Source organism: Metamycoplasma faucium (assembly GCF_045160055.1).
Lineage (GTDB): Bacteria > Bacillota_I > Bacilli_A > Mycoplasmatales > Metamycoplasmataceae > Metamycoplasma > Metamycoplasma faucium.
This window is the reverse complement of the sequence record NZ_CP088155.1, coordinates 743,425-760,925: the sequence shown is the minus strand read 5'-3', so window position 1 is coordinate 760,925 and position 17,501 is coordinate 743,425. Positions and strand designations below refer to the sequence as shown.

Genomic DNA, 17,501 nt, shown 5'->3' with positions numbered 1-17,501 from the left:
ATGAGAAAAGAGATACAATGTTAAAATTAAGAACAAAAACTTACATGTTAATGGGTATGTCAATGCTAACATTAGTTCCGATTAGCACTAGTTGTATTTGAAAATGAGATAAAGAATTAACTTTAAAACAAGTAAGAGATAAAACTGAGGTTTCAATTGAAAATATATCAAAACTAAAAATTAATCAAGTTAAAAAAGAACAAATCAAGTTAAAAGGTCCTGTCGGTTGAAATATGTCAGTTTTAGAAATTGAAATTCGTGGCGATGGACTATTAGTTAAAATTAGGGCTAAAAAAGGTGTTTATATTTACGGATTTGAAAAACTTTTAACTGGATTTGCTAATTAATTAGTAAATAATTTGAAGTGCAAGATTATTGTGCTTCATTTTTTTGTTAAATTTTAGTTTTTATGAATTCTTTTTTCGCTTAAATGTCTTAAGTACAAAACGTTAAAAAATATATCAAATTAAAATGTTATAATTTTTTATATTAAGTAAAAGTAAAAAAAATAAGTAAGAGGAAAATATGAAACAAAGTAAAAAAATTATTTTAAGTTTAGCTGGCATATTACCATTAGCAATACCAGTAACAGTTATATCTTGTGAATATACCGAAAAAAGAAAATTAATAACAGATAAAATAGATGAATTATTAAGCACTAAAATAGATAATGATATTGCATCTCAAACAATTTCTGATGCAATTCAAAGAGTTAGAGAAAATAATGTTGGTTCATTAGACAATGAAGTTTTACAAAATGGACTTCAAGAATTAGAGGAATCTGCTAAAGTTGCAAATGCAATTGCAAATGCAATTAATAATGAACTAAATCCATTAATTAAAGAATCTACAGATCTTTTAGAAAATTTAAAAAATGAAGATTTTAAAAAATATAAGAAATATATAGAAACTAAATTAAAAGCAATAAAACAATCAATTGTTGAAGGATTTAATAAAGTAAATAAACTATTAAATGAAAAATCCGGAGCATTTGGCGAAGCAGCAAGTTTGGTTAAAAAAACAAAGAGTGAAATTGCAAACAAAATAGCAGAAGTAAAGGCATTAAATAAAACTTTAATTGAATTACATGAAGAATATGAAAAAACATCAAACTTATTGCAAAAATTAAATGATAATCCTACAAATTATCAAAATGTTAGAGAACAATATCAAATTACTTACAAGTTTGCAAAAAATTTCCTTGAAAATTCTACTGAATATAACATTGAAATAGCAACATATATATATGAATCACTAAAAAAATATGGTGAATTAATAAAATAAAGATAATTTTAAATTTAAAAATCACTTTGTGTGGTTTTATTTTATTTATAAACGAATAATTTAAATAAATAAACATGCAAAAAAATATATGGAGAGAAGAATGAAAAAAATAAATAAAATTTTGTTAAGTTTAACTACTATAGCCTCGATGACTACACCGATTTCATTGGTTTCATGTTCCAAAACATATGAAAAATATCGTAAAGAAATTTTGGAACAAATTAGTTTGATAGAAGATGACAAAAAAGAAGATGAAAATAACCCCGATAAAGTTACTACACCTTCATTAATAAATCAATTAAATTTACCTCATACTGAACAATTATTAGAAGAAGTTATCACAAGAATTAGAAATAATTATGTTGGTTCTTTAGATGAAAAAGATTTAAAAGAAGGTCTTGAAGAACTTAAAAAGACTATTGAAATTGCAAAATTAATCAAAGAAAAAGTTGATTCGTTTTTACCACAACTTGAATTAGGCAAACAAAAAATAGATACTTTAACAGAAAAAGACTTTGAAAAAGTGAAAGAAAAATTATTACTTTCATATGAAGAATTTAGAGATAGTTTTTCATATAAGATATATGAAGTTGTTCAATATTTGCAAACATTTCCAACTGATGAAGAAATTGAAAATAAAACAAAAAGACCTAGATCATTTGACACCGCTAAAGAAGATTTAGCAAATATTCTAAAAGATTTTAATAAGGAAAATTTTGAAAGACTTAAATTATTTGATGAATTTATTAAATTGCAAAAAGAATACAAAAATGGTAAAAGATATATTAAATTAATTAAAGATGATCTTTTCAAAAATGAAGGGTATTCTCAAATATATGAAATCGCTTATAAATTTGCAACTGAATATATATCAAATTCAGAAAAATTTGAACTTTCAAAAGTTACTGAAATTATTAAATTATTAAGTGAAAATGCTGCTAAAATTAAAGCAAAAGCAGACAAATATATTAAATTTTCAGGCTATGGTTTTTCATTTGAAAAATTAAAAAATATATTTGATGACAAAAAAGGTTTAATCAAAAAAGAAACATTTAAATCAATTATTGATAAAGATGAAAATTCAGAAGAATATAAAAAACTAGTTGAATTAAAAACTAAATATAATGAATTATTAGTAAAAGAATTTGCAAACTTTAATGAACTTAAAAAAGAAGTTACAAATTTTTATAAAGAATTAGGAAATCATTTAGCAAAATTATTCAATATTGTATTCAATAAAGTTAAAGATGATGTAATTAAAAAGGTTACACAAAAAGATATAGATTTGGCAATAAATAATTTTAAGAGTAAAGACAATTATTTAGCTTCATATTCCTCAGATAAAGGTTATAGATTAGGTAGATCTATATTTACATTATTTGATTATAAAGATACGGTTTTAAAACAATTTATGGAATTTGCTAAAACTGTAATTAGAATTTCAACAAAACTCGAAAATAAAGGCATTGATCATGCTAATGGTGCAAATTTAACTAGATATGATGAAATGACAAAAAAACTAGTTGTTGAATTTGTATTAGTTAATTCATTATTGTCTAAATCTAATGATAAAAAACAAACTTTGGTTGATAATGATGCAAATTATGAATTTGAATTAATTAAAAAATAATTAATGAATCTTAACGATGCTTATGCGTCGTTTTTTATTTTCATTAGAGATTCACTTTACCCAATTTATTAATTAGTTTAGTATAATAAACTAATAATATTTTCGTTGGAGTTATGATGTTAGAAGTTTCAAATTTAAGCAAAATTTTTTCAGATAAAAAATTATTTAGCAATGTAAATTTAAAGTTTTTGTCTGGAAATGTATATGGAATAATTGGGGCAAACGGTGTTGGTAAATCTACCTTTTTAAAAATTTTAAGTGGTGAGCAAGAACAATCTGAGGGACAAATTATTAAAGATAAAAATGCAAGATTAAGTGTTTTGGGCCAAAACCAAAATGAGTTTGATAATTTAATAGTTACTGAAGTTGTTATTATGGGGAATAAAGAATTATATGACCTTAACATTGAAAAAAATAGAATATATGAAAATCCTAATGCAACTTCTGAAGACTATGAAAAAGCTAGTTTGTTAGAACAAAAATATGGCGAAATGGGTGGTTGAAATGCTGAAAACGATGCACAAACATTGCTTTCTAATTTAGGTATTGAAAAATCTAAATGAGAAACTAAAATGAGCGAATTGAAAGCTAATGAAAAAGTTAAAGTATTATTAGCAAAAGCATTATTTGGCAATCCTGATATATTAATCATGGACGAACCAACAAATCGTCTTGATTTAAAAACAATTAAATGATTAGAAAATTTTTTAGCTAATTATGAACATATTGTTATTGTTGTTAGTCATGATAGTGATTTTTTAGATGAAATATGTACTCATATAATTGATATTGATTATAATGAAGCAAAATTATTTACTGGAAATTATTCATTTTGAAAAGAGTCAAGCCAATTGTTACTAGAAATGCAACAAAAGCTAAATCTGAAAAAAGAAGAACAAGCTGCAAAACTAAAAGAGTTTATTGCACGATTTTCTGCCAATGCTTCAAAATCTAAGCAAGCAACTAGTCGTAAAAAATTATTAGAAAAAATTGAAATCGATGAAATAAAACCATCATCTCGTAAATATCCTTTTATAAAATTTGATATAAATAGACCCTTAGGTAAACAAATTCTTAAAGTTGAAGGGTTAACTTATAAAAATGAATTAGGAGAGACGTTATTTGAAAATGTTTCCTTTAATTTAAAAGCAGGCGATAAATTGGCAATAGTTGGTGATGATGATATTGCTAAAACAAAATTCTTAGAAATTATTTTTGGCAAAATTAAACCATTATCAGGGACGATTGAATGAGGAATAACAGTAAAACCAAATTATCTACCAAATAATAATCTAGAATTTTTTCAAAATAGTGAAACAATAATTGAGTGGATATCAAAATGACCTTTAAATAATTCAACAAAAGAAACAAAAGATAATTCCGATAGTAGAATGCGTTCGTTCCTAGGGAGAATGTTATTTTCAAATGATTCAGTATTTAAAAATGTTAACGTTACAAGCGGGGGAGAAAAAGTTAGACTAATGCTTTCAAAACTGATGTTGGAAGAAAGTAATTTCTTAATTTTTGATCAACCGTTAGACCATCTTGATTCTGAATCAATTGATTCATTAATTGAAGCAATAAAAACATATAAAGGTTCATCTATTTTTACTACTTATAATCATACAATGATTAGAGATTGTGCAAATGTTATTTTAGAAATTCGCCCAACTGAAAGCTTTATATTTTATGGTGATTTAGAAGAATATGAAAAATTAATATTAAAATAAGGGTAATGACATGAAATTAAAAAATAAGGCAATTTTATTCTCAACAGTAATATTAATGAGTTTACCTCTAGTAACATTAAGTTGCAAAAAAATAACAAATGACGATTTTGAAGAATTAAAGAAAAATAATCCTAACTTTAATTTTATTAAGAAAGGTATTGATTATATATTAAAATCAGTCGATTTTTCACTTAAAGAAAAAGAAGAAATAAATTTACCTAATTTCATAACAAAAATTAGTGACAAAGTTTTTAAAGATTTTAAAAAACTTAGAAAAATAAATTTAGAAAATATTAAAGAAATTGGCAAAGAAGCATTTTCCAATACTAATTTAGAAGAGTTAAAATTAGATTCTTTAAATAAACTTGATCCCTCAACTTTTTTGGGTTGTAAATCAATAACTAAAATTAATGCACCAAAACTAGAAACAATTGAATCTAAAACTTTTCAAAATTACGAAAATTTAAAAGAAATTAGTATTGAAAACGTCAAAGAAATAAAAGATTATGCTTTTTATGCTTGCAAATTATTAAAAAAAATAAATATTGATAATGTTAAAAAGATTGGTGCTTATGCATTTAAGTACTGCTATTCATTGAAGAATCTAAATATTGACAAGGTTCAAAAAATAGAAGAATATTCTTTTTCAAGTTGCACTTCATTAGAAAAAATTTCTTTATCTAATTTAAAAGAAATTCCGAATGAGGCCTTTTCCAGTTGTACTTCGTTAAATAATATAGATTTAAAAAATATTGAAAAAATTGGTAGTTATTCATTTATGAATAATAAATCCCTTACATCACTAGATTTAAGCAATTTAAAAGAAATCGGAACTTCTGCTTTTTCAAATTGTTATGGTTTAGAAACTGTTCAAAATTTGAATAAACTAAAAGAAATAAGTGAAGGTTGTTTTTATGAATGCACATCGTTAAAAAACATTAACCTTAAAAATATTGAAGTATTTCAATTAAATGCTTTTTCAAGTTGTTCTTCTTTAGAAACTATTGATTTTGCAAAAGCTAAAAGTATTGGGAATAATGCTTTTTCAAAATGCAAAGCATTAACTTCTATTGATTTTAAAAAAATTGAAAAAATTGCTAATAGAGCATTTATTGGTTGTGAATCTTTAACAACAATAAATTTTAATAATGTTAAGGAAATTGACGAATTTGCTTTTAGCAGATGTGAATCTTTAACTTTACTTGATCTTAAAAATGTTAAGAAAATAGGTAAAAAAGTGTTTTGAAATTGTACTGCATTGTCATCTATTGATATAAGAAACACTGAAGAAATATATGACGAAGCTTTTTCTGGATGTTCATCATTAGTTCAATTTGATCTTAAAAATGTTAAAAAAATTTCTAAAAATATATTTTTAGAATGTGAAGCACTTAAGACTATTTTGATTAATGGAAACAAAAATGGACAAAACAATAATTATAAAGTTATAGATGGAAAGCAAGTTTATGATAAAAGTAATAATAGTTTAATAGTTGATCTTTCATAAAGGATACATGTGAAAAAATATTTCAGAAAATTCTGTTTATATACTAATTTAATATTTTTTGTTTCTTCAGTAACTTTAATATTATCAAGTTGTAAAAAAATAAAAGATGATAATCTTGATGAGCTAAGAAAGAATAATCCTAATTTTAATTTTGTTAAGGAAGGCAGTGATTACATTTTGAAATCGGTAGATTTATCTCTTAAAGAAAAAGAAGAAATAAATTTGCCTAATTTTATAACAAAAATTAGTGATAATGTTTTTAAAGATTTTAGAAAACTTAGAAGGATAAATTTAGAAAACATTAAAGAAATTGGTAAAGAAGCATTTAGCAATACTGGATTAAAAAAAATAAACCTAAAATCATTAATTAATTTAGGTGAATTTACATTTCAAAATTGTAAAGAACTTGAGGAATTTAATGCTTCTAGACTAAAAACAATAAAATATAAAACATTTGAAAATTGCAAGAATTTACGAAAAATAAATATTCCAAATACTAAAATAATTGAAAAATATGCATTTTCTAATTGTTATGATTTGGAGTTTAATGATGATGTTTTAAATATGAAACTACATCAATTGTCATTTAATAATTGCAAAAATTATGAGAATGCATATCAGAATAAATTAAATATTCAAAACAATAAATTATTAGGACTAAAAGATAGAATTAAAAAATTATATGTTAAAAGAATTTATTTACCAAATGATGTTTATGAAATAAAAGATTATGCTTTTTTTCATAATGATTTTGAAACTATTGATTTAATGAATGTAAAAAAAATATGATCAAATGCATTTGCTTTTTGTCATTCACTAACATCTATAGATTTAAAAAATGTAAATGAAATTAGTGATGGTTCATTTTATGAATGTACTTCTTTAAAATCAATTAATAATTTATCTAAAATAAAAGTAATTTCCGAAAGTGCTTTTGCTTTTAATCATCAATTAAAATCTATTGATTTAAAAGGAGTAAAAGAAATTAAACAATTTGCATTTGCAACTTGTTCCTCATTAAGTGAAATAAATTTAAGAGAAGTAGAAAAAATCGGACACAATGCTTTTTCGGAATGCAATTCATTAGAAACATTAGATTTAAAAAATGTAAAAAAAATTGAGACCGATTCATTTAAAAATTGCAAAAAATTAAAGAAAATTATGATTAACGGAAACGTTAATGGTGAAAATGATAATTATAAAGTTATAAATGGCAAACAAGTTTATGAAAAATCTACTAATCATTTAATAATGAATCTAAATTAAAATAATAAATTAGAGCTAAAAATGGCATTTATTTTTATAATAAATAATTTATAATTAATAAATTATGATTGAAATCAAAAAACTATTTTATAAATATCCAGGCGCTAAAAAATATGCACTTGAAAATATTAATTTAACAATAGAATCTGGAAAATATATTGCAATTTTAGGACATAATGGTTCTGGTAAATCAACATTTTCTAAGCTTTTATCAGCTTTATATAAAGCAAATAATGGGAAAATTATTGTTGATGGAATTGAAATAAATTCTGAGAATATTTTAGACATTAGAAAAAAAATTGGTATTGTTTTTCAAAATCCTGATAATCAATTTATTGGTTCTACTGTCGAGGACGATATTGCTTTCGGTCTTGAAAATAAATTGATGAGTCAAGAACAAATGCAGGAATATGTTCATAAATATGCTAGAGAAGTTGATATGGAACAACATTTGGAAAGAGAACCTCAATATCTCTCTGGAGGTCAAAAACAAAGAGTTGCTATTGCATCAACTTTAGCATTAGATCCAGAAGTGATAATTTTTGATGAAATAACCTCAATGCTTGATCCAAAAGGGCGCAATGATATTTATAAAATAATTCATGATTTACACAAGAAAACTAATAAAACATTGATTTCAATTACACATGATATGGATGAAGCATTATTAGCAGATACATTAATTGTTTTTTCTGGAGGCCATGTTATTGCTACAGGAAGCCCTATCGAAATTTTAAACAATAAAGAAATTATTGAAATTGCAAAAATTGATTCACCATTTATATATAAATTAAGTGAAATGGTTAAAGGAATTAATGCAACTTATAATGAAGAGGAATTAATAAAACAATTATGCAAATTAAAGTAAATAATATTTCAAAGGAATTTGACCGGAAATTACCATCATATATTAAAGTATTAGATAATGTTTCATTAGAAATATCTGAAGGTGAAGCTATTTCCGTTATTGGTCCAACGGGCTCAGGAAAAACTACTTTTATTGAACATCTTAATTTATTAAATATGCCCGACAAAGGAAGCATTGATTATTTAGGTTTACCGATTTCAATTAAGCTAAAATTAGGTAAAAAACCCAAACTTAATAAAAATGCAACCGAAATTGAAAAACAAAAATATGAAGATGATTTAAATAAATGATTACAAAAAAAGAAAGATATTAAAACTCTAAATAAAAAAGATCGTGTTGAAATAATTACGGTTGATTTAAATATTAAAAAAACTAAACGCAGAATTAAATATATTAAAAATATAAGAAAACAAATTGGTGTTGTTTTTCAATTTGCTGAGTATCAACTTTTTGAATCAACTATTGAAAAGGATATTATTTTTGGACCAGTTTCAATGGGCGTTAAAAAGGAAAAAGCAAAAGAACTAGCAAAAGAGTATATTAAATTAGTTGGTTTGCCAGAAGATTATTTACAAAGATCACCATTTGATTTATCAGGCGGGCAAAAACGTAGAGTAGCTCTTGCTGGTATTTTAGCAATGGAACCATCTTTTTTAATTTTAGATGAGCCAACTGCTGGACTTGATCCTCAAGGTGTGCAAGAAATGCTTCAATTATTTGCTAATTTAAACAAGGAAAAAGGAACAACAATTATTATTGTTACTCATGATTTAGACAATGCATTAAAATGAACTAAGCGAACTATTTTTATCAAAGAGGGTAAAATTATTCATGATGGTGATACATATTTAATATTAAATGACAATAAGTTTTTACTTGAAAATAATTTAATACCAACAAAATTATTATCTTTTGTTAATAAATTAGAAGATAGAGGATTTAAAATCGGTAAAATAACTTCTATTGACGAATTAGCAAATAGATTAAATGAAATTTTGCATAATAAGAAAGGTAAGAAAAATGTCTAAAGCAATTATTGGTAAATATGTTAATTTAGATACATTTGTTCATAAACTATACCCTCGGCTAAAATTTATGGCTAATATTTTATTTATTATTTTATTTTTTATTGCAGATCATTTTGTGACACTTTCTATTCTTATAGCTATTATTGCAATTATGTATGTTATTGCTACTAAATCTTTTTTATCTTTATTGAAAAAGTTAAAGACTCCCTTATATATTGCACTTTTTATATTAATAGTTAATATGCTAACTATTAAGGGAGCACAACAAGATTTAAACATACCATATGTACCTATTGCTGGTGAGTCTAATGTTGATTCTTATGTTTTTCATCGTGGGCAAACTATTATTAATGATATATATTGAGCGCCATTTGGTGAAACAAAAACTTTTCAACTAACAAAATTTACAATAATTAGAACAGTATCAATATTTTTTAGAATTTATGGCGTTATTTTAACTACAACAATTTTAACTATATCAACTAAGCCTGTATTTTTAACAAAAGCTATTAATGACATATTGTATCCACTTAAATTAATTAAATTTCCAACTGAAATAATTACAATGATAATTTCAATTGCACTTAGATTTATTCCTACTTTATTAGATGAAGCAACAAGAATAATGAAGGCACAAGCTAGCAGGGGAATTGATTTTAAACACGGAAAATTAAAAGATAAAACTAAAGCTTTTGTTGTATTAATTGTTCCTTTATTTGTTGCCTCATTTTCAAAAGCAAATGATTTAGCGGATGCAATGACTGCCAGAGGATATGAACCTTATGCAAAAAGAAGTGTTTATCGTGAACTTTCTATTTCGTGAAGAGATATTCTTGTAACATTTGTAATACTTGGATGTGTTGCAATGGTAATAGTTTGTCAAATTCAATCAATTTCATTACCTAATTGATGAGTACAATCATTTCAAAGGGTTTAAAATATGGACAACACTAAAATAAAAAAAGAAATTTTAGATTTACAGAAAAAGATTAATGAGTGAGACAATGCTTATTATAATTTAGATTCACCGATAGTATCAGATGAAATATATGACACAGAAATCAATAAATTAATTAAACTCGAAAAACAATATGCTTCTTTGTTTACATATGAAGAATTAAAAAATTCGCCAACTCAAAAAATTAATGCTAGTTCTTTAACTATATTTAAAAAAGTAAATCATGATTATCCTATGCTTTCATTAAATAAAGCATATTCATTAGAAGAAATTCAAAAATTTATTGATAATATTAAAAAAAATACGTTAGATTATTCTCTTTTTATTGAACCAAAAATTGATGGTTTATCTATTTCCTTAAAATATCATAATGGAAAATTAATTCAAGCACTAACAAGAGGAGATGGGCTTGTTGGTGAAGATGTAACTCAAAATGCATTACAAATTAGTGATATACCTAAAGAAATAGATTATAAAAAAGATTTAGAAGTTAGAGGCGAAGTTTATTTATCATTATCAATTTTTAATGAATTAAATAATAATTTAAAATTAAAAGGAAACATACCTTTTTCAAATCCGAGAAATGCAGCTGCAGGCACTTTAAGACAACTTGATCCTAAAATTGTTGCTAAACGAAATCTTTCTGCTTTTTTATACTATATAATTAATCACCAAGAACATAATATTAAAACAATGAATGAAACTTTTATGTTTTTGCAAAAATATAATTTTAAAACAACTAATATTTATAAAGTTTTAACTTCATTAGATGAAATTGAAAAATATATTAATGATTTTAAAAATCAAAAATTATTGCTAGATTATGAAACTGATGGAATAGTTATTAAACTTAATGAACTTAAATATTATGATATGCTTGGCCAAACTCAAAAATTTCCACATTGGGCAATAGCTTTTAAATATGAACCAAACATTGCTGAAACAAAAATAAAAAGTATTTTTGTAACAATTGGTAGAACGGGATTAGTTACATATAATTGTTCTTTAGATCCAACTCAAATTAGTGGTAGTATTGTTGAATATGCAACCTTAAATAACTATAATTATGTTAAGGAATTAAATCTTAATGTTAATGATAAAGTTTATGTTAAAAAAGCAGGTGAAATAATACCCTGCATAATTGGTCTTGTTAGTTATAAAAATAAAATTGATGTATATCCACATATTGATAAATGTCCTTATTGCAATAGTCTCTTGTATAATGCAAATAATTATTTAGAAGAATATTGTTTAAATAGAAATTGCCCTGAGATAAATAAACGTAAATTAATTCATTTTGCTTCAAAAGATTGTATGAATTTCTTTTCAATGGGCGAAAAAATTATCAATAAATTTATTCAATTAGGTTATCTTAATTCAGTAACTGACTTCTATACTTTAAAAGAATATATTGCATCATTAACAAAATTAGATAATTTTGGACCTAAATCAATTTTAAAAATTCTTGATTCAATAGAAAAATCAAGAGAAAATAGTTTAGAAAGTTTACTATTTGGTTTATCAATTAAACATATAGGACAAAAAGTTGCAACTTTTATTGCCTCTAAAGTTTTAAAACTAAGTAATTTCTTAACATATAATTTTGATCTATTGATATCTTACAATGAAATAGGTGAAAAAATTATTGGTTCCTTAAAACAATGAGTATCTGAACAAGAAAATATTAATATAGTTAACAAATTAATAGATTTAGGTTTAGATTTAAAATATAAATCTAATATTAAAAGTAAAACATTTGAAAACATCAGTTTTGTAATAACTGGTACGCTTTCAAAACCTAGAAATTACTTTGAACAAATTATTAAGACTAACAACGGAAATATTATGAATGCAATATCTAAAAAAACCACATATTTATTATGCGGAGATGATGCAGGATCTAAACTTAAAAAAGCCAAAGAATTAAACATTAAAATTATTTCAGAAGATGAATTTTATAACTTATTAAAAACAAACGAATCAAAATAAATTTTTTTAAAGTTACTAAGTTCATTCACAAATTATAATTAATAGACAAAAACATATGTATTAAAAAAGCGAATATATATGTTTTTTTAATGTTTATTAAAACATTTATTTTATTAAGGGAGAAAATTATTTTTTGTATGACTAAAAAATAATAATTTATGAAATATTTTGTTCAAAAGAAAAATAAACTTACTAAATAACTAACTGTTAAGATTGGCATAAAAAATAATTGATATATGTATCCAAACAGACTTATTTTTTCATTAAATGTAATTGTTATACTTAATGATGAAATATATGCACATAATGTAATTAGTATTGTTTTCAATCAATAATGCTTAATGTTTTTAAATATTTTATTAACCATTAAAATAACAAAAGTTATTGTAAATGACATAACAAAGGAATAGTTAAATAATAAATTTGTGTTAAACAGAATAAAAATTATTGCTATTGTTGATAAGATAGTTAAGTTTTCATATTTATCTTTAAAGAACTTTTTATTAATTTCAATTAATAATAAAAATAAGAATGCTCTAAATGCTGAAATAGGAAACCCCAAAATTAAAAGATATATAAATAAAACAAAAAATATAGAAAATTTAAAATTATTCAAAATCTTTATTTTCCTAAATAATTTATTTAGCATTAAATAAATAATTCCAAAATGAAAACCGCTGATTGTGAAAAAATGTGCAATATTCAATTCTCTAATTGTTTCATTTAGTTCTATATTTTTGCTTTTACCATATAAAAATAAATTCAAAAAATGACTAGATATATTATTACTGTTAATTATTTTACCTAATTGGTCAATATTTGTTCCTATTCTTTCAATTTGTGGCTTATTAATATATAAATATGTGGCATTCGTAATATTAAATGAACTTAGCTCATTAATTTTATGAACCGTTCCAGTTATTTTTAAATATTCATTTAACTCATATTTTTGTTTGGAATAAATTAAAATGTTAGTTCCATTATAATTTATTAAAAATGACGAATTAAATGTCTTAATAACTTTAAAATTACCATCTATGCTTTGATTGTTTAAATTATTTATAAAACTTAAAAAAATTAGATTTGAAATGATAAAAATTATCCCTAGATTTATCCCTATTATTAAACATTTATAATTAAAAATATTAATCAAAATTAATACAAGCAAAAATGTAAACCAAATAAAACTAAATCAATATTTGTATAAAAGAAAAATAGATATACCAATTAATAATGATTGAAACAAATAAACTAAATTATTAGCCTGTTTTTGAGAATTGATAAAGTCACTTCACCAACTCCTGATATCTTTCCAATTTCTTCTCATGTAATTTGATAATTTTTAGATTTTAAAAAATTAAATATTTTTATTGCTATGTTCTTTTTGATTCCAAATTCTATTAATTGATTAATTGAAACAATTTCTCTTATATGAAATTTTGTAGTTTTTTTATATTTTATGTGAATGATACTATCTTTACTATAAGTTTGTCTAAAGCTTAATTGTGATATATCAGCAGTACTTAAAAGCTTAACTTTTGTTAGGATATCTTTTAATGTTACTCCTTTAGTAAATGAGTATTCACCAGGATATAAAATAGCTCCATAAATTTTGATATTAATATATTTATTATCAACATTTTTATTTTTTGATTTATTTTTTGTTGTAATTAAAACTGTTGAAATCAAAAAAATAGAGGTAACTAAAAAAGTTCCACTAATAAAAATAATTTTATGTCTTTTTTTATTCATTTTATATCCTTATAATTAAGGATAATAAAAGATAAGGAATAAAGTTAAAAATTGGTAAAAATTTGTGAAATTAAGACCTTTAATTTATCAAAAAATTCCATTTTGCTAAAAATTAGCATTATGGAATACTTCTTGAACATCTTCATCATCTTCAAGACTATCAATAAATTTTTCAATTTGTTCATTTTTATCTTCAGGAATATCAACAAAAGAGTTGGGAATATATGTAATTTCTGAAGTTATGTAATTTTCAATTTTAAATGTTTCATCTAATGCTTGCTTAACTTTAGAAAACATATTAGGTTCAGTATAAATTATATAGTTACCATTTTCGTTTTGGAAATCCAAGGCACCAGCGTCTAATACTAACATCATAACATCATCTTCAGAGGCAATGTTAGAAGGTATTTCAATAATTCCCTTTTGTTCAAAAACATAAGGAACTGAACCCTGCTTTCCTAGATTACCATTTACTCTATTAAAATAATGTTTCATATTTGATGCAAGGCGGTTGAAATTATCTGATAAACAACTCACTAAAAAATTAACACCACCAAACGCTGTTCCTGAATATAAATAACTTTGGTAATTATTTCCTTCTTTACCTCCGCCTTTAACTTTAGCAATGGCTTTTTCAATATTTGCTTTTGGCATACTTCTAGATTTAGCTTTAGCAATTGCTAATTTTAATGAGGGGTTAGCATCTGGATCTGGCCCTCCAATAGTTGCAGCAACCATTATTTCTTTTGAAAATTTTTGAAACATTTTGCTACGTTTTGCATCTTGCGCAAATTTATGTGCCTTTGTTGTAGCTCATTTTGAATGTCCTGACATATTATTAACCTCAAATCAATAAATTATTTTCTAAATTATAACAAAATTGATAATCTTGCTAAATATTAATATAATTTATATATTGATTATGATGTATTTAATAAAAGGTAATGAAAATTATTTTATTGATTCTAAAATTGAAGAAATAAAATCAGAACTTGCTAAAAAAAATAAATCGCTTAAAGTGATAAGTTTTTTTGAACATGCTAATTTTGAAGATATTATTGTTGCAATATCAAATATTGATATCTTTTCAACAAATAAATTAATTATCTTTAAAAATATGGATTTTCTAAATGAGAAAACAAAAATTAATAAAAATATTATTGATATGTTTTTACTTGAATTAAATAATATTGATGAAAATACTGAAATAATTTTTTCACAATTTATTGAGAAAAACGATCCTAATTTTGTTCCTTCGCCAATTTTTAAATATATCGAAAAAAAAGCTATTAATTTTAATGTCAAAAAAATTGATGATCGTGAAGTGTTTCAATTTGTAAGTAAATTAATATCATCAAAAGGTGGAAAGATTGATAGTTATGTATTGCATGAATTTTTATCGTTTTTACCGAATGATTTATCTCTTATTAATAATGAAATTGATAAACTTTTGATTGAAAATAAAAATATAACTTCTTCAATGATAATTGATAACAATCTAAGTTTATCCTCTAATATTGAATGAGCTTTTTCAAATGCTTTGATAAAATACGGAAATATTGCTGACATATTCAGAAAATTTTATGAACAACTTAATTTTGGAAGTACTGGTATTAATATATTAGAGCAAATAACAAGAATTTTGTATGATACTCAGTATATTTATTTTTTAAAATTAGAATTAGATTCATTAGAAGATGTTGCTCAAAAAAGCGGAATTAATATTTATAGAGTAAAATTATTAGATTCTTTTGTAATAAAAGTAGGATATGAAACAATTAAAAAATTAATTAAATCTCTTGCACAACTCGATGTTGACATTAAAAAAGGATTAATTGATGAAAATTTGGGAATTAAAACTTTTATGCTAACTTTATTAGCTTAGATAGGTATGAGGAATTATGATAAATGAAAAAAGAATTATTGCATATCAATTAAATATCAAAACATTTAAGGATTCATCAAACAATGGAATTGGTGATTTTAATGGTTTTAATGAAAAACTTAATTATTTGAAGAAATTGAAAATCGATTGGGTTTTTATTGATGATATTTTGAAAAATTATGAAAATGCTGAAAATTTAGATGAGATTAATACAAAATATGGCTCATTAAATGATTTTTTAATTACAATTAAAAATTATCATGAAAATAAAATTAATATATGTCCAATTATCGATTTGTCAAACTTAAAACAAACATATTTAAATTGAAAAAATATGATGCATTTATATTCAGATAGTTTTGATACAACTAAAGAAATTGATTGAAATTCAATGTATAGTAAATATATTCTTAATAATAATATAAATCCAAATAACAATATTGTTGATTTAGCTAATTTTATTTTATATTTTGACAAGATTATTAATTTTTATAACGAATGTGGCATAAAGAAATTTGCTCTTGAAAATTTTGAGTTTTTATTTAATTCACATAATAAAAAAAATAGCAACAAATTTGAAAAAATTGAAGATCTATATAAAATGATTAAAAGAATAAACCCTTCTTCTACCATCATACTTAAATTTAATGCTTATAATAAAAAAACTATTAATCAGATTATGAAAAATAAAAATAAATGTTTTGATTATTTATATCTAAATTATTTTTCAACAATTGGAATTAATAGTGAAATGCCTTATAAAGCAAAAATAGGTCTTGATTTTAAAATGTTTGCTAAACAATATAAAAAATTTATTTTTAACACGCAATGTATATTAGGATTAAGCTCAAATTTTTCAGGTAGAATAAATTCAATGTGGGGCGATGAACGTGCTTATAATTATGAGGCTGCTAAAACTTTTTTATTAACATTATTTGGTGGTAAAAATTCACTTTCTTTATATTATGGAGATGAACTTGGCATGTTACGTTCACTATGAATAGAAGCGAATGAAAACAAAAATAAGTCTAATGAAGAAAAAAGATTTTATGAAAGTCTAAATATTTCATATGAAACATATAAACTTGCTAAACAATATCATTCACCTGAAAATGCAAATTCATTAATGAGCTGAGATAATTCGAATAATTCAGGGTTTTCGAATGTATCAAAATATAATTCTTCTCCTGCACTGAATTATAAAAACAATAATGTTGAAAGTGAATTAAATAATTCTACTAGTCCTCTTAATTTTTATTTATCACTTATTAAAATATTTTTTAATTCAGAATTAAAAGAGAAACTAAATAAATTTAAGTTAAGAATTAATTTTTTAAGGAAATTTAAACTAATTAAAATTAAGTGAAAAAATAGTGCAAACTCTTTATTGTTTCTAATTAATCTGTCAAGTCAGACTATTAAAAGTAAATATGTTAATAATTACAAACTTTTGCTTAGCTCTTATGGCAATAAAATATACACAGAAGTTCCAAAAATATTAAATCCATTTGAAAGTTTAATTTTAATTAAGTCAATAGAATAACTATTATTATATAATAGTATAATTTCTAATAATATATATTGAATATTGAGAGGATTAATAA

General features: G+C 23.1%; 15 protein-coding genes. 12 read left to right on the top strand and 3 right to left on the bottom strand.

The window, feature by feature from the left end:
* Positions 1–17 precede the first annotated feature (17 nt).
* The 10 genes from LQ356_RS03490 to ligA all read left to right on the top strand — a co-directional run bounded on the left by LQ356_RS03490 (position 18) and on the right by ligA (position 12,260).
* Positions 18–347: a hypothetical protein gene (locus tag LQ356_RS03490; RefSeq protein ID WP_405311566.1), complete on the top strand. Its 330-nt coding sequence runs from the start codon at positions 18–20 to the stop codon at positions 345–347.
* 178 nt (positions 348–525) lie between these two features.
* The gene (locus tag LQ356_RS03485; protein ID WP_405311564.1) at positions 526–1,284 is read left to right on the top strand and encodes a hypothetical protein; all 759 of its coding nucleotides are present in this window, start codon (positions 526–528) and stop codon (positions 1,282–1,284) included.
* 100 nt (positions 1,285–1,384) lie between these two features.
* Entirely contained in the window at positions 1,385–2,914 is a 1,530-nt protein-coding gene (locus LQ356_RS03480) for a hypothetical protein (RefSeq protein ID WP_405311563.1), read from the top strand.
* 116 nt (positions 2,915–3,030) lie between these two features.
* Positions 3,031–4,644, top strand: a complete 1,614-nt coding sequence (locus LQ356_RS03475) for an ABC-F family ATP-binding cassette domain-containing protein (protein WP_405311561.1) — start codon at positions 3,031–3,033, stop codon at positions 4,642–4,644.
* 10 nt (positions 4,645–4,654) lie between these two features.
* A complete protein-coding gene (locus LQ356_RS03470; protein ID WP_405311559.1) occupies positions 4,655–6,151 on the top strand; it encodes a leucine-rich repeat domain-containing protein in 1,497 nt (498 codons plus the stop codon).
* Positions 6,152–6,160: 9 nt separating this feature from the next.
* On the top strand, positions 6,161–7,417 hold the full coding sequence (locus tag LQ356_RS03465; RefSeq protein ID WP_405311557.1) for a leucine-rich repeat protein: 1,257 nt from the start codon (positions 6,161–6,163) through the stop codon (positions 7,415–7,417).
* A gap of 64 nt (positions 7,418–7,481) precedes the next feature.
* Positions 7,482–8,285, top strand: a complete 804-nt coding sequence (locus tag LQ356_RS03460) for an energy-coupling factor transporter ATPase (protein ID WP_405311556.1) — start codon at positions 7,482–7,484, stop codon at positions 8,283–8,285.
* Positions 8,270–9,313: an ATP-binding cassette domain-containing protein gene (locus LQ356_RS03455; protein ID WP_405311554.1), complete on the top strand. Its 1,044-nt coding sequence runs from the start codon at positions 8,270–8,272 to the stop codon at positions 9,311–9,313. Before LQ356_RS03460 ends, LQ356_RS03455 begins: the two co-directional genes overlap by 16 nt.
* A complete protein-coding gene (locus LQ356_RS03450; RefSeq protein ID WP_405311552.1) occupies positions 9,306–10,250 on the top strand; it encodes an energy-coupling factor transporter transmembrane component T family protein in 945 nt (314 codons plus the stop codon). The genes LQ356_RS03455 and LQ356_RS03450 overlap by 8 nt, the downstream gene beginning before the upstream one ends.
* Before the next feature lie 3 nt (positions 10,251–10,253).
* The gene (ligA, locus tag LQ356_RS03445) at positions 10,254–12,260 is read left to right on the top strand and encodes an NAD-dependent DNA ligase LigA (protein WP_405311550.1); all 2,007 of its coding nucleotides are present in this window, start codon (positions 10,254–10,256) and stop codon (positions 12,258–12,260) included.
* Here the strand turns inward: ligA and LQ356_RS03440 are convergent.
* From LQ356_RS03440 to LQ356_RS03430, 3 genes are all read right to left on the bottom strand, one after another.
* Positions 12,208–13,587 (bottom strand): MAG0480 family ComEC-like protein, encoded by a 1,380-nt coding sequence (locus LQ356_RS03440; RefSeq protein WP_405311549.1) that lies wholly within the window; start codon positions 13,585–13,587, stop codon positions 12,208–12,210. The two genes, ligA and LQ356_RS03440, sit on opposite strands and share 53 nt — an antisense overlap.
* Positions 13,512–14,012: an MAG0490 family ComEA-like DNA-binding protein gene (locus LQ356_RS03435; protein ID WP_405311547.1), complete on the bottom strand. Its 501-nt coding sequence runs from the start codon at positions 14,010–14,012 to the stop codon at positions 13,512–13,514. The genes LQ356_RS03440 and LQ356_RS03435 overlap by 76 nt, the downstream gene beginning before the upstream one ends.
* A 105-nt stretch (positions 14,013–14,117) precedes the next feature.
* A complete protein-coding gene (locus LQ356_RS03430) occupies positions 14,118–14,846 on the bottom strand; it encodes a YebC/PmpR family DNA-binding transcriptional regulator (protein ID WP_405311546.1) in 729 nt (242 codons plus the stop codon).
* 88 nt (positions 14,847–14,934) lie between these two features.
* Here LQ356_RS03430 and holA point away from each other — a divergent pair, with 88 nt between their 5' ends.
* On the top strand, positions 14,935–15,897 hold the full coding sequence (holA, locus tag LQ356_RS03425) for a DNA polymerase III subunit delta (protein ID WP_405311544.1): 963 nt from the start codon (positions 14,935–14,937) through the stop codon (positions 15,895–15,897).
* Between the two features lie 16 nt (positions 15,898–15,913).
* On the top strand, positions 15,914–17,440 hold the full coding sequence (locus LQ356_RS03420; protein WP_405311542.1) for an alpha-amylase family glycosyl hydrolase: 1,527 nt from the start codon (positions 15,914–15,916) through the stop codon (positions 17,438–17,440).
* Positions 17,441–17,501: the final 61 nt, after the last annotated feature.